This window comes from Leisingera sp. ANG-M1 (genome assembly GCF_000813745.1).
In the GTDB taxonomy this organism is placed as follows: Bacteria; Pseudomonadota; Alphaproteobacteria; order Rhodobacterales; family Rhodobacteraceae; genus Leisingera.
On sequence record NZ_JWLC01000006.1, the window covers coordinates 240682 to 256988 of the forward strand.

The window sequence follows — 16307 nt, forward strand, 5'->3', positions numbered from 1 at the left end:
GGCTCAGCTTTCAAAACGGGAGGGAGAGAACAGCGCCGGGTCAACCCCGGCCTCCGCCACATCTGCGGGCATATCCGCACCGGTCAGCAGCGCGGCAGCGATCTGCCCCACCGCGGGCGAGGTCTGGATGCCGTAACCGCCGACGCCCGCCAGCCAGAACAGGCCGGGCACCTGGCCGGAGAAACCAATCACCGGCAGCCGGTCGCTGGCAAAGGTCCGCAGCCCTGCCCAGCTGTGCGCCACATGGGAGACTTCCAGCGTGGTGCATTCGCTGAGGTAGTGAGCCGCATAGGCGATATCGAGTTCCTCGGGCCAGGCGTCATGCGGCGCAACCGGGGTTTCATCCGCCGGGCTGACCATCAGCTGGCCCGCGTCGGGCTTGAAATAGAAGACCTCGTCGATTTCGTTGACCTCGGGCATGGCGGAGACGTCGTAGCCCGGCACCTTGACGCTGATCGCGGTGCGGCGGTGCGGGGTGAGGCCCAGAGGCTTGGCGCCGAACAGCGCTGCCACGGGATCGGCCCAGCCGCCCGCGGCGTTGACCACGGTGCGGGCGCGGATTTCACCGCTGGCGGTTTCCAGAACCCAGTGGTCCCCGTCCCGGCGGGCAGCGGTGACGGCGGCGGACTGGCGCACCTTTGCGCCTTTGGCCTTGGCGCCACGGATGTAGCTTTGCAGCAGGTTCTCGACCTCGATGTCCCAGCAGTCCGGGTCGTAGAAGGCGGCCTTGACCCAGTCCGGGTCCAGAAACGGCATCTTCGCCAGCGCTTGTTCGACGGTTAGCAGTTCGACTGGCGGGGCGCCTGCTGGCGTATTGGCGCGCTCCTGTTCGTAGACTTTGCGCAGGTGATCCGCCTTTTCCGCCTCGGCAATCAGCAGGTTGCCGCGCGGGCGCAACAGGTCCACGTCTGTGAAGCCTGCCTGCGGCTGCATCATGAACGTGGTGCTGGCCTGGGTCAGCTGTCCGGCTGCCGGGGAGTGGAACCGGCGGGTGAATTCTGCTGCCGAGCGGCCTGTGGAGTGGTAGCCGAGCGAGGCCTCCTGCTCGAGCAGCACAACGGAGCGCTGTCCTTGCAGGAAATAGGCAACCGAAGCGCCGGTGATGCCGCCGCCGATAATGGCGATGTCATGGATTTCAGGCATTGTTCTCATCCAGCGGGAAGACGGGGCGGCGCAGGCGGGTGTAGCTGCGCTGCTTGACGTTGGGGGTGCAGAGGCCGCCCGCGTCGGTGACGATGATCTCAGACGCGATGGGGCCGAAGGCGCCCTTGAAGTGCTGCATGGATTTCACTGCCAGCACTGCTTTCTCAGTGGGTTCGATGCCCACGACCCGGAACACATTCTTGTCCAGCATCTGCATCCGGTCCGAGACGATCATGATGTCGATGCCCCTTACCCGCAGGCAGACACTGAGGCCGGTGGAGCCGGGCAGGCCGGTGAACATCGGCCCCTCGAAGGTGAAGCTGCCGTCGCTGACGGCCATCACCGTGCCGGTCACCTGCAGGGGCCCGCCGCCCACGGATGCGTCGGTTTTGCCGCCGATGGAGAGCGTGGCTTCGGCGCCGATGCCGCGGGCGGCGAGCTCCTTGGCGGCTGCGGGGTCATAAAGCGCCCCGGCTGCCGCGTTTTCAATGCCGGCCTCCAGCATCGCTGCGATCAGTGCGGTGCAGTCGCTGTAGCCGCCGGAACCCGGATTGTCGGAGAAATCCGCCACCACAACCGGGCCCGTGCCGGATGAGGTGCGTTTCAGCCGGGTTATGCAGTCTTCCAGCGGCACCGGCAGGTCCCACTGGTCGCGGAAGTCCCAGATGCGGCTGCAGATCCGCTTGGCGGCAGCGGCGGCGGTTTCTGCTGCGGCCTGGGTGGTGTCATAGGTGACCAGAACCGAGGGTCCCGCGGCCCAGACATCGGCATCGGTGAAGCCTGCGTTGATGGCCACGTTCAGAATGCCGGGCGCCTGTTTTTCGCGTTCCGCGTCTTCCAGCAGGCGGCACATGGGGCCATCTTCGGTGGTACGGCCGTCGTCGCATCCGACCAGCATCGGCGGGCGGCGGATCAGCAGTTTGGGGGTGATTTCCCCTTCCAGCGTTTGGTGCAGCAACTCGCAGGCCTCCACCCCCACCTCGTGCATGTCCACATGCGGATAGGTGCGGAAAGAAACGGCGATTTGCGCCTGATCCGCCAGCTCGTCGGAGATGTTGGCGTGCAGGTCCAGGGTCACGGCCAGCGGGATATCATCCCCTACAACCGCCCGGACCGCGCGCAGGAACTGGCAATCGCCATCCTCGTCCGTCTCGGTCACCATTGCGCCGTGCAGCGCCACAAACACACCATCGAACGGCACTTGCTCCTGCAGGCGGCGGGTGCATTCGCCGGTGATCTCTGCCCGCGCGGCCTCGGTCACCGGGCCGTTCGGCTCGGCATGGGCGGCGGTGATATAGACAGGGTCCCAGCCGCGCGCTTCGGCAACTTCGATGGCGCCGCCGACCTCGGAGCCGGTGCCGCGGAAGTTCTCCGGGATTTCATCGCCCTTGAACCAATGGGAGGCGCGGAAATCGTCCATCCCTGTGCGCATCACGGTGAAGGTGTTGCTTTCGTTGATGAACTCGATGATGGCAACGCGGTGGGTCATGCCGCCTCCTTCCGCTGCGCGGCGCGGGCGCAGATGTATTCCAGTGCCAGCGAGGCGCCAAGCAGGGCGGTGGTGCCGGTGGGGTCATAGGGCGGTGAGACCTCGACAATGTCCATGCCCACGAAATTCATGTCCACGCTGCCGCGCAGGAACTGGATGATGTCATTCGGGGTGAGCCCGTCCACCACCGGGGTTCCGGTGCCGGGGGCATAAGCCGGGTCCAGGCTGTCGATGTCGATCGACAGATAGGCCGGGCGGCTGCCAACCACCTCGCGCACCGTTTGCAGCGCGCCGCGCCAGCCGTGCTCATGCAGCCAGTCGCGGTAGAGCACGGTCATCGGGTCGTCGTGGTCATAGAAGGTGCGGATGCCGATCTGCACCGAGTGGTGCGGGTCGATCAGCCCGTCCTGGATCGCGTGGTGCACGAAAGTGCCGTGGTCGAACCAGTCGCTTTGCTGGGTGTCGCGGTGGGCGTCGAACTGCACCAGCGCCAGGGGCCCGTGCTTCTCGGCATGCGCTTTCAGCGCGGTGTAGGTGGTGCAGTGGTCGCCGCCCAGCATCAGCGTGCTGGCGCCTGCATTGGAGATATGGCGGGCCATGGCAATGGCGCTGTCGCGCATCTGCTCCGCCTGGCCGCGGCGGAAGGGCACGTCGCCGCAGTCCACCACTGACAGGATATCGAAAGGATCAAAGCCCCAGGGCCAGACCTCGCCCCAGGCCAGCTGCGTTGAGGCTTCGCGCAGCGCGCTCGGCCCCAGCCGGGCGCCTGGGCGGGCGGAGGTGGTGAGATCAAAGGGGATGCCATAGACGCCGATATCAACGCCTGTCATATCTACCGTCGGGCGGCGGCGCATGAAGGTGCGGATGCCGGAATAGGGCATCTCCACATGGGTGCCGTCGGGGCCGGTGGCGGTCTGGAACACGCCTTCGCGGCCGAACAGAATGTCATCTGCCTGTGTTTTCATTGTTGTTATCCTTTGGTTTGCAGCCAGACATTGCGGCCTTCCATCCAGCGCCACAGCGCCTCGATCACCAGCACCACCAGCAGATAATTGGCAGCCGCGATGTAGAAGACGCTGAGGTCGAAGGTCTCGCCGAACAGATAGCGCGCCTGGCCCATCACATCGCGTACGGTGATCACGCTCACCAGTGCCGAGGCTTTCAGGAGCAGCACCAGCTCATTGCCGAAGGCGGGCAGCATGCGGGCCACGGTGATCGGCAGGATCAGCAGGCGGAAGCGCTGGAAGCGGTGCAGGCCCATGGCCAGGCCGGCCTCGATGGTGCCCTTGGGGATCGCCAGGATGCCGCCGCGCAGGATCTCGGCCTGGTAGGCGGCGGAATTCAGGGTGAAGGCCAGAAGGCCGCAGTAATAGGCGTCACGGAAGAACCACCACAGCCCCAAGGCTTTGAATTCCTTATGGAACTGTCCCAGCCCGTAGTAGATGATGAAGATCTGCACCAGCAGAGGCGTGCCGCGCACCAGGTAGATGTAGCCATAGGCGAGCCGCGACAGGAAGCGGTGCTTGCTGAGCCGGGCTGCCGCCAGGGAGACCGCGACGAAGAAGCCAAGGACAAAGCCTAGGATCGTCAGGCTGACGGTGTTTTGCAGGCCTTGCACCCAGAGATCGGCGTTTTCGGTCAGATGGTCCAGCATCTCAGCGCCCTCCCACCAGATTGCGGTTGGCGCGGGCCTCCAGAACGGTCTGGATCTGCCCGGAGATAAAGGCCAGCACCACATAGACCAGCGCCAAGACCGAGTAGAAGAAGAACGGCTCGCGGGTGGTGGCAATGGCCATATTGGCGTAGCGCATCATGTCGTTCACGGCGATGATGGAAATCAGCGAGGTGTCTTTCAGCAGGATCAGCCACAGGTTCCCGAAAGCGGGGATTGCGTGGCGCCACATCTGCGGCAGGATCACCAGGAAGAACGCCTGGCCGCGGTGCAGCCCCATGGCGGCGGCGGCTTCTGATTGGCCTTGACCGACAGCCTGATAGGCGGTGCGGACCACTTCGGAACCCAGCGCAGAGAACACTAGCGTCAGAGCCACAACCCCGGCAGCAAAGGCGTTGAGCGAGATGTTGGCATCCTCAACAAACAGGCCGGCGCCGAGGTTCAGCAGGCTTTGCAGCTGGTAGTAGATGATGATCAGGGTGAGGATCTCGGGCAGGCTGCGGAACACGGTGGTGTAGCCATTGGCCAGGCGGCGGACCCATTTGGATTTGGCGTGCTTGCCCCAGGCAATGACGAAGGACATCGCCAGCGCGCAGGGGGCGGTCACCAGCGCCAGCGCCATGGTGACCCAGAAGCCGCGCAGCAGCTCATCCCCCCAGCCTTCGTCCCCGAAGGCGAGCAGTGAAAACAGTTCGGTCATGGAGGACGCTCCCTAAGCGTTCCGGTAAGGGCGGGCCCGCATGGTGCAGGCCCGCGCCATCTTAGTTGCTCAGATGCTCCGAGGCTTTCTTGGGCTGGGTCATGATGTCGAAGGCAAAGTATTCGCCGCGGATCTTGTCATAGGTGCCGTCCTCCACGATCGCGTCCAGCGCCGCGTTCAGCGCGTCGCGCAGGTCGGTGTCATCCTGGCGCACTGCAACCCCGGTGCCCTTGGCGAAGTCCGGCAGGAAGGCCTCGCCGACAAACTCGCAGCAGCCGCCTTCGTCGCTCTTCAGCCAGTCGCCCAGCACAAACTGGCTGGCCAGAACCAGATCAACGCGGCCGGTTTCCAGGTCCAGCAGCGCGTCGTCCAATTTCGGATAGAGCTTCAGCTCGCTGTCCGGGAAGTAGTCTTCCAGGATATCCACCTCGCCGGTGGCCGACTGGGTACCGATCACCAGCCCCTTGAGGTCGGCAGGCAGGGCGTTTTCCAGCCCGTGGCCTTCAGCGGCAACAAAGCGGATGCCGTTGAAGTAATAGGGATTGGTGAAGCTCACGATCTTGCTGCGCTCGTCGGTGATCGACATCGAGGCGATGATGGTGTCGAACTTATCCGCGTTCAGCGCCGGGATGATGCCGTCCCAGTCGGTGGTCACCCACTCGCATTTGACTTCCATCCGTTCGCACAGGGCGTTGCCGATGTCGATGTCGAAGCCTTTGATCTGGCCGGCGCTGTCGAAGAAGTTGAACGGCGGGTAGTAGCCTTCGGTGCCCATGCGGACCACTTTGTCCCCGGCCAGGGCGGCGGTGGCGCAGACAGAGGTGGCAATGGCCGTCATCGCGAGTTTTGCAAACATGGTGTCCTCCCGGTGGTTTGCTGATCTGGTGCAGGAGGATTCCCGAGGTTGGCGCCTAACTCAAATTTATAGTTTTGAGATATGGTATTTATCAGATTTATTCTCTAGCGTTCCGCCATGAGTGACTTTGCCCGCAATCTGGACTGGAACCTGCTCTATACCTTCATGGTGGTGGTGCAGAACGAGAGCATGACCAAGGCCGCCGAGGAGCTCTTGCGTTCGCAGCCGGCGGTCAGCCTGGCGGTCAAGCGGCTGGAGGCCAGCACCGGCAAGCGGCTGCTGACCCGTACGGGCAACCGGCTGGCGGTGACCCCGGCAGGGCAGGCGCTGTACGAGCAGGCGAGCGAGATTTATTCTGCGATTTCAAGGCTTCCTCTGACGTTCGAAGCCGCACCGCGGGCACTGACCGGCAAAATCACTGTCGCCTCGATTGACCAGGTCGAAAGCGATGTCCTGAACGCCCGCCTGACCAGGTTCTTTGCGGAATACCCTGGCGTCGAGCTTGAGATCCTGCTGGCAACCACCGCGGATGTGATCCGGATGGTCGAACTGGGCACTGCCACCTTCGGCATCTGCGACGGCGTTATTCCCAAAGGCTTCACCAGCCTGGAGCTGGTGAACGAACGTTTCGGCCTCTACTGCGGCGCCGGTTACCACTTGGCCGGGCGCACCGGCCTGGCCCCGATGGACCTGCGGGGAGAACCCTTTATCGGTTTCACTGCCGATGTTCTGGGCGGCAGCCATATGGGCGACGTCACGGCCTTCCGCGCCCGCGCCTCTATCGGCCAGCACGTGCGCGGCCAGTCCAGCCATGTGAACGAGGTCCGCCGGATGATCGAATGCGGTCTGGGCATTGGGTTTCTTCCGACCCATCTGGCCGATCCTTTTGCCGCCCGGGGCAGCCTGTTCCGCTTGCCGCCTTACGAGAATGAACCCTGCGCCATGGTCTACTTGATCGCAAACCCCGCGATTGCCTTGTCAGAAGCGGAACAGCTGCTGCTGGAGCAAATGCTGTTGGAGCTTCCAGCCAGCTGATGGCTGCCAGACCATCCGCACCGCTGCGCTGTCCTGCGGGGCCTCTCCTGCCGGTTGAGCCTTCACCGCGGGAACTTTCCCCGCTGCGCCCTATTGCCACAGCCTCCGCATTCCGGGACAGTCAGCAGCATCACAGAAACCGGCAGGGACAGCGGACATGGAACAGATGATTGAACAAGCAGGCGTATACTGGCCTCTTGCGGTGAGCGGCGCCAAGGCCCTGGCGGTCTTGATCCTCGGCTGGATTGCCACCGGCTGGATCAGCGGCGCGGTGCGGCGGCGCATCAACAAGACGCCGCAGCTCGACCCGACACTGGGCAACTTTGCCGCCAGCGTGATCCGCTGGGCGCTGCTGGCTGTGGTGCTGGTCGCCGTGCTCGGCATTTTCGGCATCCAGGCCACCAGCCTGGTCGCCATGCTGGGTGCTGCCACCCTGGCCATCGGCCTGGCGCTGCAGGGCACTCTCAGCGATCTGGCAGCCGGCTTTATGCTGATCCTGTTCCGCCCCTACAAGATCGGCCAGTATGTGGATATCGGCGGCACCTCAGGCACGGTGAAGGACCTGAACCTGTTCGTGACCGAGCTGGCCACGCCTGACAACGTGCAGATCATCGTGCCCAACGGCCAGGCCTGGGGCTCGATCATCACCAATTTCTCGCATCATGCGACCCGTCGCGTCGACATGGTCTTCGGCATCGACTACGGCGACAGCGCCGATGCGGCCAAGGAGATCATCCTGGCCCAGGCCAAGGCGGATGAGCGCGTGCTGCAGGATCCCGAACCCTGGGTGCGGGTCACCAACCTGGGCGACAGCTCGGTGGATCTGACGGCACGGGTCTGGTGTGACGCGGCAGACTATTGGGAAGTGAAATTCGCCCTGACGCAAGGCGTGAAAGAAGCGTTTGACGCCCAAGGCATCTCGATCCCCTATCCGCATTCGGTGGAGATCAAAAAGGAAGGCTGAGGCCCTCCCGCCCGTCTTCGGCCCTGACGGGCCTCATCCCGTTGGGCCCGGCGCCCCGCCTGCGGCGGGGCGCCTTTGCCTCCTGGGGCAAATGCTCATCTGCTCCGCGCCGCCTGCATCGCCCGGACCGCCGCATTGCGGGCCCTGGCCTCGCGCGCCCGGTCCTGCACCCGGTTCTGCAACTGCTCCGGCGGGCTGCCCGCACATACGGTAACCCCATCCAAATCGGCAAAAGCCCATTGCGCCGCCAGCAGCTGGTAGGTCTTGAGATCCCAGCCCGACGTGTCCGCGACAAAGCGCAGGCGCCATGTGCCGCGCACCTTGACCGGCAGCCGCAAGCGGCGGACCTGCGCCATGGCTTCGTGCCCGTTCAAAGCAGTCCGCACCCCCTGTGTCCGCAGCTTCTTCATCCGCTCCACCAGCCCAGCCGCATCCCGTGTGCGGCGGCCTGCAAAGACCACCTCGACCTCAGCTTCGGGTTTGACGATCCCCTTCACCACCAGATCGCCGCGGCTGTTACGGCTGAAGACCGGCACCAATTCAACCTCCACATCCCGTACTTCGCGTTTGAACAGTCCCGAATCCTCGTACTGCGGGGTGATTTGCGATGCTGGTTTGCGCCGGTTTGTCATGTGAACTTCCAGGCCCGCTGCCGAAGAACAGGGGTCTTTGCCTTTTGTCGTGCGTTATCAGATTTGTTAGGCCGCGCCCGTTAACGAAGGGTTGAATTCGCGCCGGCGCTGAAAATTTGCGGCAAAAATCAAACCATTCAAGGACTGCGGACACCGCCGGGTTGCACCGCCGGCAACTGGCGGAACCGCGCCGCGCACCAGCGCGGCGCCACGCCCAACGCTGCAATGCGCTTCGCCAGAAGCGCCTTCAGGGGCGGGAGCACACCGCTGCGAGGTCACCGCCCGCCGATCGGGCGCGCATGCACCACAGAGGAGCCGCCCCGGTACTGGACCTCTTGCCGGAACTCATACCCCGCCTTCCCGGCCAGCCGCAGCGAAGCCGCGTTTTCCGGGTTAAGCAAGCAAAGCGTCTCCGGCCAGAGCCGCGCTTCATCGGCCCAGGCGTGCGTCCGCAGCACCGCTTCCGCACCATAGCCCTGCCCTTGCGTATGCGGCGCCAGCACCCAGCTGGCCTCCACCGCATCCCCCAAGGCAGGCATGCATTGCCGCGGAGTGACAAAGAATCCGGTCTCGCCCAGATAGCGCCCGCTCCGCCGCTCGGTGATCACCCAGACCCCGAACCCCAAAGCCTGCCAATGGCCGTGATGAAACAGCAGCTTGGCCCAGGCCCCCTCCGGCGTCTCCTCCGACGGCTGGATATAGCGCACTGTCTCCGGCTCCGCCCAGAGGGCCGCCACATCAGCAAAATCCTGCACCCGGTGGGGGCGCAGGATCAGTCGTTCCGTCTCCAGAACCGGAGGCGTCATCCCGGCAGCTTGCCGGTCAGCACGTAATTGAGGATCTCCACCACCTGGCGAGGCTCTTCCGCCACCGCCAGCGCCGCTGCATGCACCTCTTTCAGCGCATGCTGATGCTCCGGCGGGCTCAGCACGATGATCGACTTGCCCAGTGCCGCTGCATAACCCGCATCAAAGGCCGCGTTCCACTGCTTGTACTTGTCGCCAAAGCGCACAACCACCACATCGGCATCCGCAATTCCCTTGCGGGTGCGGATTGCGTTCACCATCGCGCCTTTGTGGTCGTGCCAGTATTTGTTCTCTTCCGCGCCCAGCACTGCCACGCCGCAATCGTCGCTGGCGTCATGATCGGTGACCGGCGCGCCAAAGCTCACCTCCAGCCCCTTGCAGCCTTCGATGATCTGCTCCCGCCAATCGGTGTGAATCTCGCCCGAAAGATAAACCTTCAATGCCACGTTTTGTCCTTTCCTGCGCCAGCCTCGGGGACTGCAGCCAGGGCGGCCGCAACCTCTTCGTCGCTGGTCTGAGTAAAATCCCTGTAATGCGCGCCGACCGCCCAGAACTCCCGGGGGCTCAGCAGGCAGACCAGAGTATCTACCAGCGGGCGCAATTCGTCCACCGCTTCCGGCGGCGCCACCGGCACCGCCAGCACCACCTGGGCAGGCTTGCGCTCCTTTAGCCAGAAATGCGCCGCCATGAAAGTGGCGCCAGTGGCAATCCCGTCATCCACCACAACCGCAGCGCGCCCCTCCAGCGCCACCTGCGGCCGCCCCCGGAGGTACAGCGCGCGGCGGGCCGCATTCTCTTCCCGTGCCTGCGCCACCTGGAGCGCAAAATCCTCCGGCTTCATGCCGGTTGCCTGCAGCAAGGCGCCATTGAAAATGGGATTGCTGCCCTCTGCCAAGGCCCCCGCTGCCAGTTCGGGATTGGAGGGCATGCCGATCTTGCGCACCAGAAGCAGATCCATCGGCGCCTGCAAGGCCTGGGCAACCGGCAGCGCCACAGGCGCCCCGCCCCGTGGCAGCGCCAGCACCACAGGGTCCTCAAGCGGCATCTCAGCCAGTTTTTCGGCCAGCTGAAGCCCGGCGCTGATCCGGTCCTCGAACATGTCAGCCTCCACCCCGTTACCTAGCGCAGCCCCGGCAAAGGCAAAGGCAGGAACTCAAACGCGCCGCGCCACCAGATAGCGGCTGGGCACGGCCGCAGGGAAATTGCCCGCCTCTATGATCTTGAACCCGGCCCGTTCAACCGCCGCTTCCAGCGTGCGGATGTCCAGAAAATCCACATGACTGGGTGCCTGGCCCGCCAGCCGCATCAGCGGAATTGCCACCTGAAACAGCCAGTATTTCCAGCTGCCCCGCTTCTCGCCCAGGCAAGGGGTCTTCGAGATCATCAGCCCGCCTGGTTTCACCCGGGCTGCTGCGCCTTCCAGAACCGCCTCGAGATCCGGCAGCAAATGCAGCAGGTTATGTGCCAGGACAGCATCAAACGGCCCCTCAGGCGCCGCACTGGCGCTGCAGCAGCGGAACTCAATATTGCTGGCGCCCGCGTCCCAGGCCCGCTCCCGGCCAACCTCCAGCATGGCTTCGGACAGATCGGTTGCGGTGACTTTGCCGGCACTGCGCGCAAGCTCGATCGCGGTGGAGCCGGTGCCGCAGCCCAGTTCCAGCACGCTGTCCCCGGCCCCCAGATACGAGCGGGTCCGTTCCAGCGTGTACCGGTAGGCCTCCTCGTCGCGGATCTTTGACTTGGCGTATTTCGGGGCGATCTTGTTCCAGAAACGGGCGTCAGCACTCATCACAGCTCTCCTTGCGTGCGCCAACCCTATTCATGCAGGAACCACGGATAAATTGCTGAAATCCGCAAGATCGTTATACATATTTGCATGAATGGCCCCGACTGGAACCATATCCGCGCCTTTCTCGCCACCGCCGAAACCGGTTCGCTCTCCGCAGCCGCAAGGCAGCTTGGCCTGACGCAGCCGACTCTCTCCCGCCAGGTGGCGGCCCTGGAGGAACAGCTGGGCGTGCTGCTGTTCGAGCGCCTCGGCCGCGCCCTGGCCCTGACTGACGCGGGGCACGAACTGCTGGAGCACAGCCGCAAGATGGGCGAGGCCGCTCAAGGTCTCAGCATCGCGGCCACCGGCCAGGCGCAATCCATCGAAGGCACCGTCCGCATCACTGCCTCGGATGTGATGTCCGCCTATGTGCTGCCGTCAGTGCTGCATCAGCTGCGCCAGCGGGCGCCGAAGCTCACCGTCGACGTAGTGGCCGCAAACGACATCCGTGATCTGATGCGGCGCGAGGCCGATATCGCCATCCGCCACGTGCGCCCCGAACAGCCCGAGCTGATCGCCCGCCTGGTGCAGGAGGCCACCGGGCATTTCTATGCCGCCAAGACCTATCTGGACCGGCGCGGGCGCCCGTCTTCGCTGGCAGAACTGGCGGCCCATGATTTCGTCAGCTTTGGCAACACGGGCCGGATGATCGAATATCTGGTCCCGATGGGTATCCCCGTCACCGCAGAGAACTTCCGCATCGGCTCCAACAGCGGCCTGGTCGCCTGGGAGCTGGTCCGGCAAGGGTTTGGCGTCACCCCGATGTCGGATGAGGTTGCCGCCGCCGCACCGGAAGTGGAACGGCTGGTGCCTGGCAGCGATGCCATCACCTTTCCGGTCTGGCTGACCACTCACCGCAAGCTGCACACCAGCCGCCGGATCCGGCTGGTCTTTGACCTGCTGGCAGAATTCTTCGCCGCAAGGTGAAACGAAAAAGGCAGCGCCCCCAAGGGTGCGCTGCCCAAATGTTTTCCGGGAAATCCTGGTCCTGCCTTAGCCGCGCAGAGTGCCGCCCGTGGCCTTGGTTACTTTGGCGATGATCTTCTCGCTCACAGCCTCGATGTCCTTTTCCTTCAGCGTCTTGTCGCTGGGCTGCAGCCGCACGGTGATTGCCAGCGACTTCTTGCCCTCGCCCAGGGAACCACCGATGAACTCGTCAAAGACGCGCACGTCTTCGATCAGTGCCTTGTCGGCACCGGCTGCGGCATTGACCAGGGTCAGCGCCTCGACACCCGCGTCCACCACAAAGGCAAAGTCACGCTCAACCGCCTGCAGGTCGCTGATGTTCAGCGCCGGGCGGGTAGCCGAGGATTTGCGCGGCAGCGGGATTTCATCCGGCCAGATGGTGAAGGCCACGGCCGCGCCCTTGATGCCCATCTCCTTCAGCACTTTGGGGTGCAGTTCGCCAAAGACGCCCAGGGTCTTTTTCGGACCCAGGCAGATGCGCCCATGACGGCCCGGGTGCCACCAGGCCGCGCCTTCGCGCAGCACCTGCACCTTGGCCGGCGCGCCGATCGCGGCCAGCACTGCTTCGATGTCAGCCTTGGCGTCATAAAGATCCACCGCGCGGGAGGCGCCATGCACGTCCTTGGGCCCGGTGCGGCCAACCAAAAGGCCTGCGATCTGGTTCACCTGCTCGCCCGGCTCACCGCCGGTAAACGCAGGGCCTGCCTCAAACAGTGCCAGGTCCATATAGCCGCGCGCCTGATTGCGGGCGGCGGCCTGCAAGAGGCCTGCCAGCAAATCCGGGCGCATATGCGACATTTCCGAGGAAATCGGGTTGGCCAGCATGGTGGCATCATCGCCACCGCCGAACAGAGCCGCCGAAGCCTTGTCGATGAAGCTGTAGCTCACCACCTCATTGTAGCCGAGGCTGGCGCAGGTGCGGCGGGCCATCTGCTGGCGGCGCTGCTGCGGCGTCATCACCGGCTTGGGGATGCCGTCGGTCAGACGCGGCAGCGGCTTGCCTTCCAGCTTGGTCAGCGAGGCGATCCGCGCGACCTCTTCCACCAGGTCGGCTTCGCCCTGCACATCCGGGCGCCAGCTGGGGACGTGGGCCATATTGCCCTCCAGGCGGAAGCCCAAGCGGGTCAGGGTCTGGCGCTGATCGCTCTCCGGGATCTCCATCCCCACCAGCGACTGCACCCGGTCGGCGTCCAGCTTGTAGGCACGGGAATGATCCGGCACGTCACCGGCGATCACCACCTCAGACGGCTCGCCGCCGCACAGGTCCAGGATCATCTGGGTCGCGCGGTGCAGGCCTTCGATGGTGTATTCCGGGTCGACGCCGCGCTCAAAGCGGTAGCGCGCGTCCGAGTTGATCTTCAGCGCCCGGCCCGCCATGGCGATCTGAACGTGGTCCCAGAACGCGCTCTCCAGGAACACATCCACGGTTTCCTCGGTGCAGCCCGTTTCTTCGCCGCCCATGATGCCGGCGATGCTTTCTGGGCCATTGGCATCCGAAATCACCATCTGGCCCGCAGCAAAGGTATAATCTTTTTCGTCCAGCGCCTTCAGGGTCTCGCCGCCAGCGGCGCGGTGCACCCGCAGGTCGCCGGACACCTTGGCGGCATCAAACACATGCAGCGGGCGGTTCTGGTCGAAGGTGAAGAAGTTGGTCACATCCACCAGCGCCGAGATCGGGCGCAGGCCAATCGCCTTCAGACGGTCCTGCAGCCACTGCGGGGAGGGTCCGTTCTTCACGCCCTTGATCAGGCGGCCGGCAAACAGCGGGCAGCCGTCCAGCGTGTCCTCGTCAATGGTGACTTTGACGGGGCTTTCGAAATCGCCCGGGATCGCCTCGAAGGCGCGGGTCTTGAGGGTACCCAGGCCGCGCGCAGCCAGGTCGCGGGCAATGCCGTAGACGCCCAGCGCATCGGGGCGGTTCGGAGTGATTGCGATCTCGATGACCGGGTCGACTTTGGCCGGATCATTTTCGGCCAGCCAGTCGACAAAGCTATCACCGACATTGCCCGAGGGCAGTTCGATGATGCCGTCATGCTCTTCCGACAGCTCCAGCTCGCGCTCGGAGGCCATCATGCCAAAGCTTTCCACGCCGCGGATCTTGCCGACGCCGATGGTGATGTCGAGGCCCGGGATATACATGCCCGGCTTGCAGACCACCACGGTAATGCCTTCGCGCGCGTTCGGCGCGCCGCAGATGATCTGCAGCTCGCCCTCGTCGGTATCCACCTTGCAGACCCTCAGCTTATCGGCGTCGGGGTGTTTCTCGGCATGTTTCACATAGCCGAGTTTAAAGTCCTTCAGCGCATCCGCCGGATTGACGACCCCTTCAACCTCAAGGCCCAGATCGGTCAGGGCATCGGTGATCTCTGCCACCGAAGCGTCGGTGTCGAGGTGGTCTTTCAGCCAGGAAAGCGTGAATTTCATCGGTCAGAATCCGCCTGTAATCTCGGGTCCATTGGCGTGTAGCGGATTATCCCGCGGGGTGGAAGAGGCCGCTTGGCCCGCGGGAGCCCCAGCCTATGTGCCCGTTACCATAGCGACCCAGTTGGCCAGTTCCCGCAGCCTTGTTTCCGGCGCCAATGCCTGGGGCGAAGTACCCAGCCGCGCCGCTGCTCCCGCGTCTGTTTCCGCCGCCGCGCAATCTGCCGCCAGCGAAGCGTGGCCGCAGAACACCGCATTCTCCTGCACATTGCGCCCGACATCGGTGATCCTCAGTTCGGGATGGTACTGCGCGCCCCAAAACCGCACTCCGCCCTGCTCATAGGCCATCGCCTGCACCGGCGAATGCGCATTCCCCGCCAGCAGCACCGCGCCTTCGGGCAGGCGCTGCACCTCATCGCGGTGGATGCATGGCACCGCCCAGCCGTCCTGCCGCCCGGCCAGCATCGGATGCGCCCTACCCGCCTCGGTCCGCTGCAGCTCCCGCGCCAGCCCGACCTCGATCCCGTTTGGCGAGGCACCCACGGCTCCGCCCAGCACCACACTGGCCAACTGCAGCCCGTTGCACGACCCCCAGATGGGCCGCCCGCTGTCCAACGCCAGTTCCATCGCCGCACGCAGCGGTGCAGCCTCAGGCGCGTCCACAGACCAAGGGACACCGGAGCCGGTGAAGACAATGCCATCTACCGCGGCGAAAACCTCCTTGGCCGCCGCCCCGGCATAAGGCGCGCAGATCCGGATCTCCGCCTGCGGTGCCACAGCAGCAAAGCTGCGGACAAAGGCGGCTGAACCCGCATCGCCGCCCGCCGCCATCTCCGGCGTGTTTCCTTCCGCGATCAGAATAACGGTCATCGGCCTCTCCCTGCGCTCCCTGCCTGCCCCATGCACGCGCAGATTGCACCCGATTGCAAGCCCGGATGCCCGACCCGGCCCGGTTTCAGGGATAAGACGGCGCCAGCCCCAAAAGCTCATCCAGCTGCCGCCCGATCCAGCCATGCGGGATGAAATGGCCGCCGGGGTGCGTATCCAGCACCACCTGCCCGCCTGCGCAATCGCGCCACTCCACGCGGCTGAGCTTCAGGAAATCCACCACCTGCCAGTCGCCCGCGCCCTGGCCCGCACCGCAGTCCAGCCGGGCGCGCCACAGGCCCATCGGCACAGTATCCGCACCATAAGCGTCATTGGGAAACGGCATCACTGTATCGCTCACCCCATGCACATGGCGCACCTGGCGCGGCGCCTCGGGGCAGGTCTCCCCAGGCGGGAACGCCCCGGCAATCCCCAAAAGCGCCGCCACGTGGTTGCCGCTCTCACACACATAGCGCCAGGCCATAGCCGAGCCATAGGAATAGCCCGAGACAAAGATGTTCTGCATATCCACCGGATAGCGCTTGGCCACATCTTCCAGCACCCGGTTGGCAAAACCGACATCCTCTGTCCCGGAAGACCAGAAATCCCAGGTCTTGCGCCGCCCGTTCGGCGTCACCAGCAGCACCCCGCGGCGCCGGGTCGAGGCGCCCACCCTGTCGCTCCGCTGCGCATTCACCCCGGTCCGCGCCCAGCCGTGGAAATGCAGCAGCACCGGCAGCGGCGTAACCCCGTCCCACCCGTCCGGCGCCATCACATGATAGGACCGGTCCTCCAGCGCGCAGGCGGTCTCGCCATGGCAGTCAGAGGCCTGCCACGGCCCCATAGCGGAGGCTGAGGACGCCCACAGCAGGGCGGCGGCGAAGGAAAGAGCTGCTCGGATCATTTGCCCGAGACTAGCCAAGACCGC

General features: G+C 64.7%; 17 protein-coding genes. 3 read left to right on the forward strand and 14 right to left on the reverse strand.

What is annotated here, in order from left to right; translation table 11 throughout:
• Positions 1-3: 3 nt before the first annotated feature.
• From RA19_RS04985 to RA19_RS05010, 6 genes are all read right to left on the reverse strand, one after another.
• Positions 4-1143, reverse strand: a complete 1140-nt coding sequence (locus RA19_RS04985; RefSeq protein ID WP_039160091.1) for an NAD(P)/FAD-dependent oxidoreductase — start codon at positions 1141-1143, stop codon at positions 4-6.
• Complete coding sequence (locus RA19_RS04990) at positions 1136-2632, reverse strand: M81 family metallopeptidase (RefSeq protein WP_039160093.1); 1497 nt, start codon at positions 2630-2632, stop codon at positions 1136-1138. The genes RA19_RS04985 and RA19_RS04990 overlap by 8 nt, the downstream gene beginning before the upstream one ends.
• Positions 2629-3597 carry an agmatinase gene (gene speB, locus RA19_RS04995; protein ID WP_082020449.1) on the reverse strand — a complete coding sequence of 323 codons (969 nt, stop codon included), beginning with the start codon at positions 3595-3597 and terminating at the stop codon, positions 2629-2631. The genes RA19_RS04990 and speB overlap by 4 nt, the downstream gene beginning before the upstream one ends.
• A 5-nt stretch (positions 3598-3602) precedes the next feature.
• Positions 3603-4286 carry an ABC transporter permease gene (locus RA19_RS05000; protein ID WP_039160096.1) on the reverse strand — a complete coding sequence of 228 codons (684 nt, stop codon included), beginning with the start codon at positions 4284-4286 and terminating at the stop codon, positions 3603-3605.
• Between the two features lies 1 nt (position 4287).
• The gene (locus RA19_RS05005; RefSeq protein ID WP_039160098.1) at positions 4288-5004 is read right to left on the reverse strand and encodes an ABC transporter permease; all 717 of its coding nucleotides are present in this window, start codon (positions 5002-5004) and stop codon (positions 4288-4290) included.
• Positions 5005-5065: 61 nt separating this feature from the next.
• Positions 5066-5860, reverse strand: coding sequence for a transporter substrate-binding domain-containing protein (locus RA19_RS05010; protein WP_052261646.1), 795 nt, complete (start codon positions 5858-5860; stop codon positions 5066-5068).
• A gap of 117 nt (positions 5861-5977) precedes the next feature.
• Between RA19_RS05010 and RA19_RS05015 the strand changes: the two genes are divergently transcribed.
• Together RA19_RS05015 and RA19_RS05020 are read left to right on the forward strand one after the other, a co-directional pair.
• Positions 5978-6895, forward strand: coding sequence for a LysR family transcriptional regulator (locus RA19_RS05015; RefSeq protein WP_039160101.1), 918 nt, complete (start codon positions 5978-5980; stop codon positions 6893-6895).
• A gap of 157 nt (positions 6896-7052) precedes the next feature.
• A complete protein-coding gene (locus tag RA19_RS05020; RefSeq protein WP_039160103.1) occupies positions 7053-7859 on the forward strand; it encodes a mechanosensitive ion channel family protein in 807 nt (268 codons plus the stop codon).
• Between the two features lie 95 nt (positions 7860-7954).
• Here RA19_RS05020 and RA19_RS26905 read toward each other — a convergent pair whose 3' ends face one another.
• The 5 genes from RA19_RS26905 to RA19_RS05045 all read right to left on the reverse strand — a co-directional run bounded on the left by RA19_RS26905 (position 7955) and on the right by RA19_RS05045 (position 11086).
• Positions 7955-8491: a hypothetical protein gene (locus RA19_RS26905; RefSeq protein ID WP_039160105.1), complete on the reverse strand. Its 537-nt coding sequence runs from the start codon at positions 8489-8491 to the stop codon at positions 7955-7957.
• Between the two features lie 275 nt (positions 8492-8766).
• Positions 8767-9297, reverse strand: coding sequence for a GNAT family N-acetyltransferase (locus RA19_RS05030; RefSeq protein WP_039160107.1), 531 nt, complete (start codon positions 9295-9297; stop codon positions 8767-8769).
• Complete coding sequence (locus tag RA19_RS05035; RefSeq protein ID WP_039160110.1) at positions 9294-9743, reverse strand: YtoQ family protein; 450 nt, start codon at positions 9741-9743, stop codon at positions 9294-9296. The genes RA19_RS05030 and RA19_RS05035 overlap by 4 nt, the downstream gene beginning before the upstream one ends.
• The gene (locus tag RA19_RS05040) at positions 9734-10396 is read right to left on the reverse strand and encodes a phosphoribosyltransferase (RefSeq protein WP_039160112.1); all 663 of its coding nucleotides are present in this window, start codon (positions 10394-10396) and stop codon (positions 9734-9736) included. Before RA19_RS05040 ends, RA19_RS05035 begins: the two co-directional genes overlap by 10 nt.
• 54 nt (positions 10397-10450) lie before the next feature.
• A complete protein-coding gene (locus RA19_RS05045) occupies positions 10451-11086 on the reverse strand; it encodes a class I SAM-dependent methyltransferase (RefSeq protein ID WP_039160114.1) in 636 nt (211 codons plus the stop codon).
• 87 nt (positions 11087-11173) lie between these two features.
• Here RA19_RS05045 and RA19_RS05050 point away from each other — a divergent pair, with 87 nt between their 5' ends.
• Entirely contained in the window at positions 11174-12052 is an 879-nt protein-coding gene (locus tag RA19_RS05050) for a LysR family transcriptional regulator (RefSeq protein WP_039160117.1), read from the forward strand.
• 66 nt (positions 12053-12118) lie between these two features.
• Here RA19_RS05050 and pheT read toward each other — a convergent pair whose 3' ends face one another.
• The 3 genes from pheT to RA19_RS05065 form a co-directional block, all read right to left on the reverse strand.
• The gene (pheT, locus tag RA19_RS05055; protein ID WP_039160119.1) at positions 12119-14515 is read right to left on the reverse strand and encodes a phenylalanine--tRNA ligase subunit beta; all 2397 of its coding nucleotides are present in this window, start codon (positions 14513-14515) and stop codon (positions 12119-12121) included.
• Positions 14516-14608: 93 nt separating this feature from the next.
• Positions 14609-15382, reverse strand: coding sequence for a type 1 glutamine amidotransferase (locus RA19_RS05060; protein WP_052261647.1), 774 nt, complete (start codon positions 15380-15382; stop codon positions 14609-14611).
• An 85-nt stretch (positions 15383-15467) separates the two neighbouring features.
• Positions 15468-16283, reverse strand: coding sequence for an alpha/beta hydrolase family esterase (locus RA19_RS05065; protein ID WP_039160120.1), 816 nt, complete (start codon positions 16281-16283; stop codon positions 15468-15470).
• Positions 16284-16307: the final 24 nt, after the last annotated feature.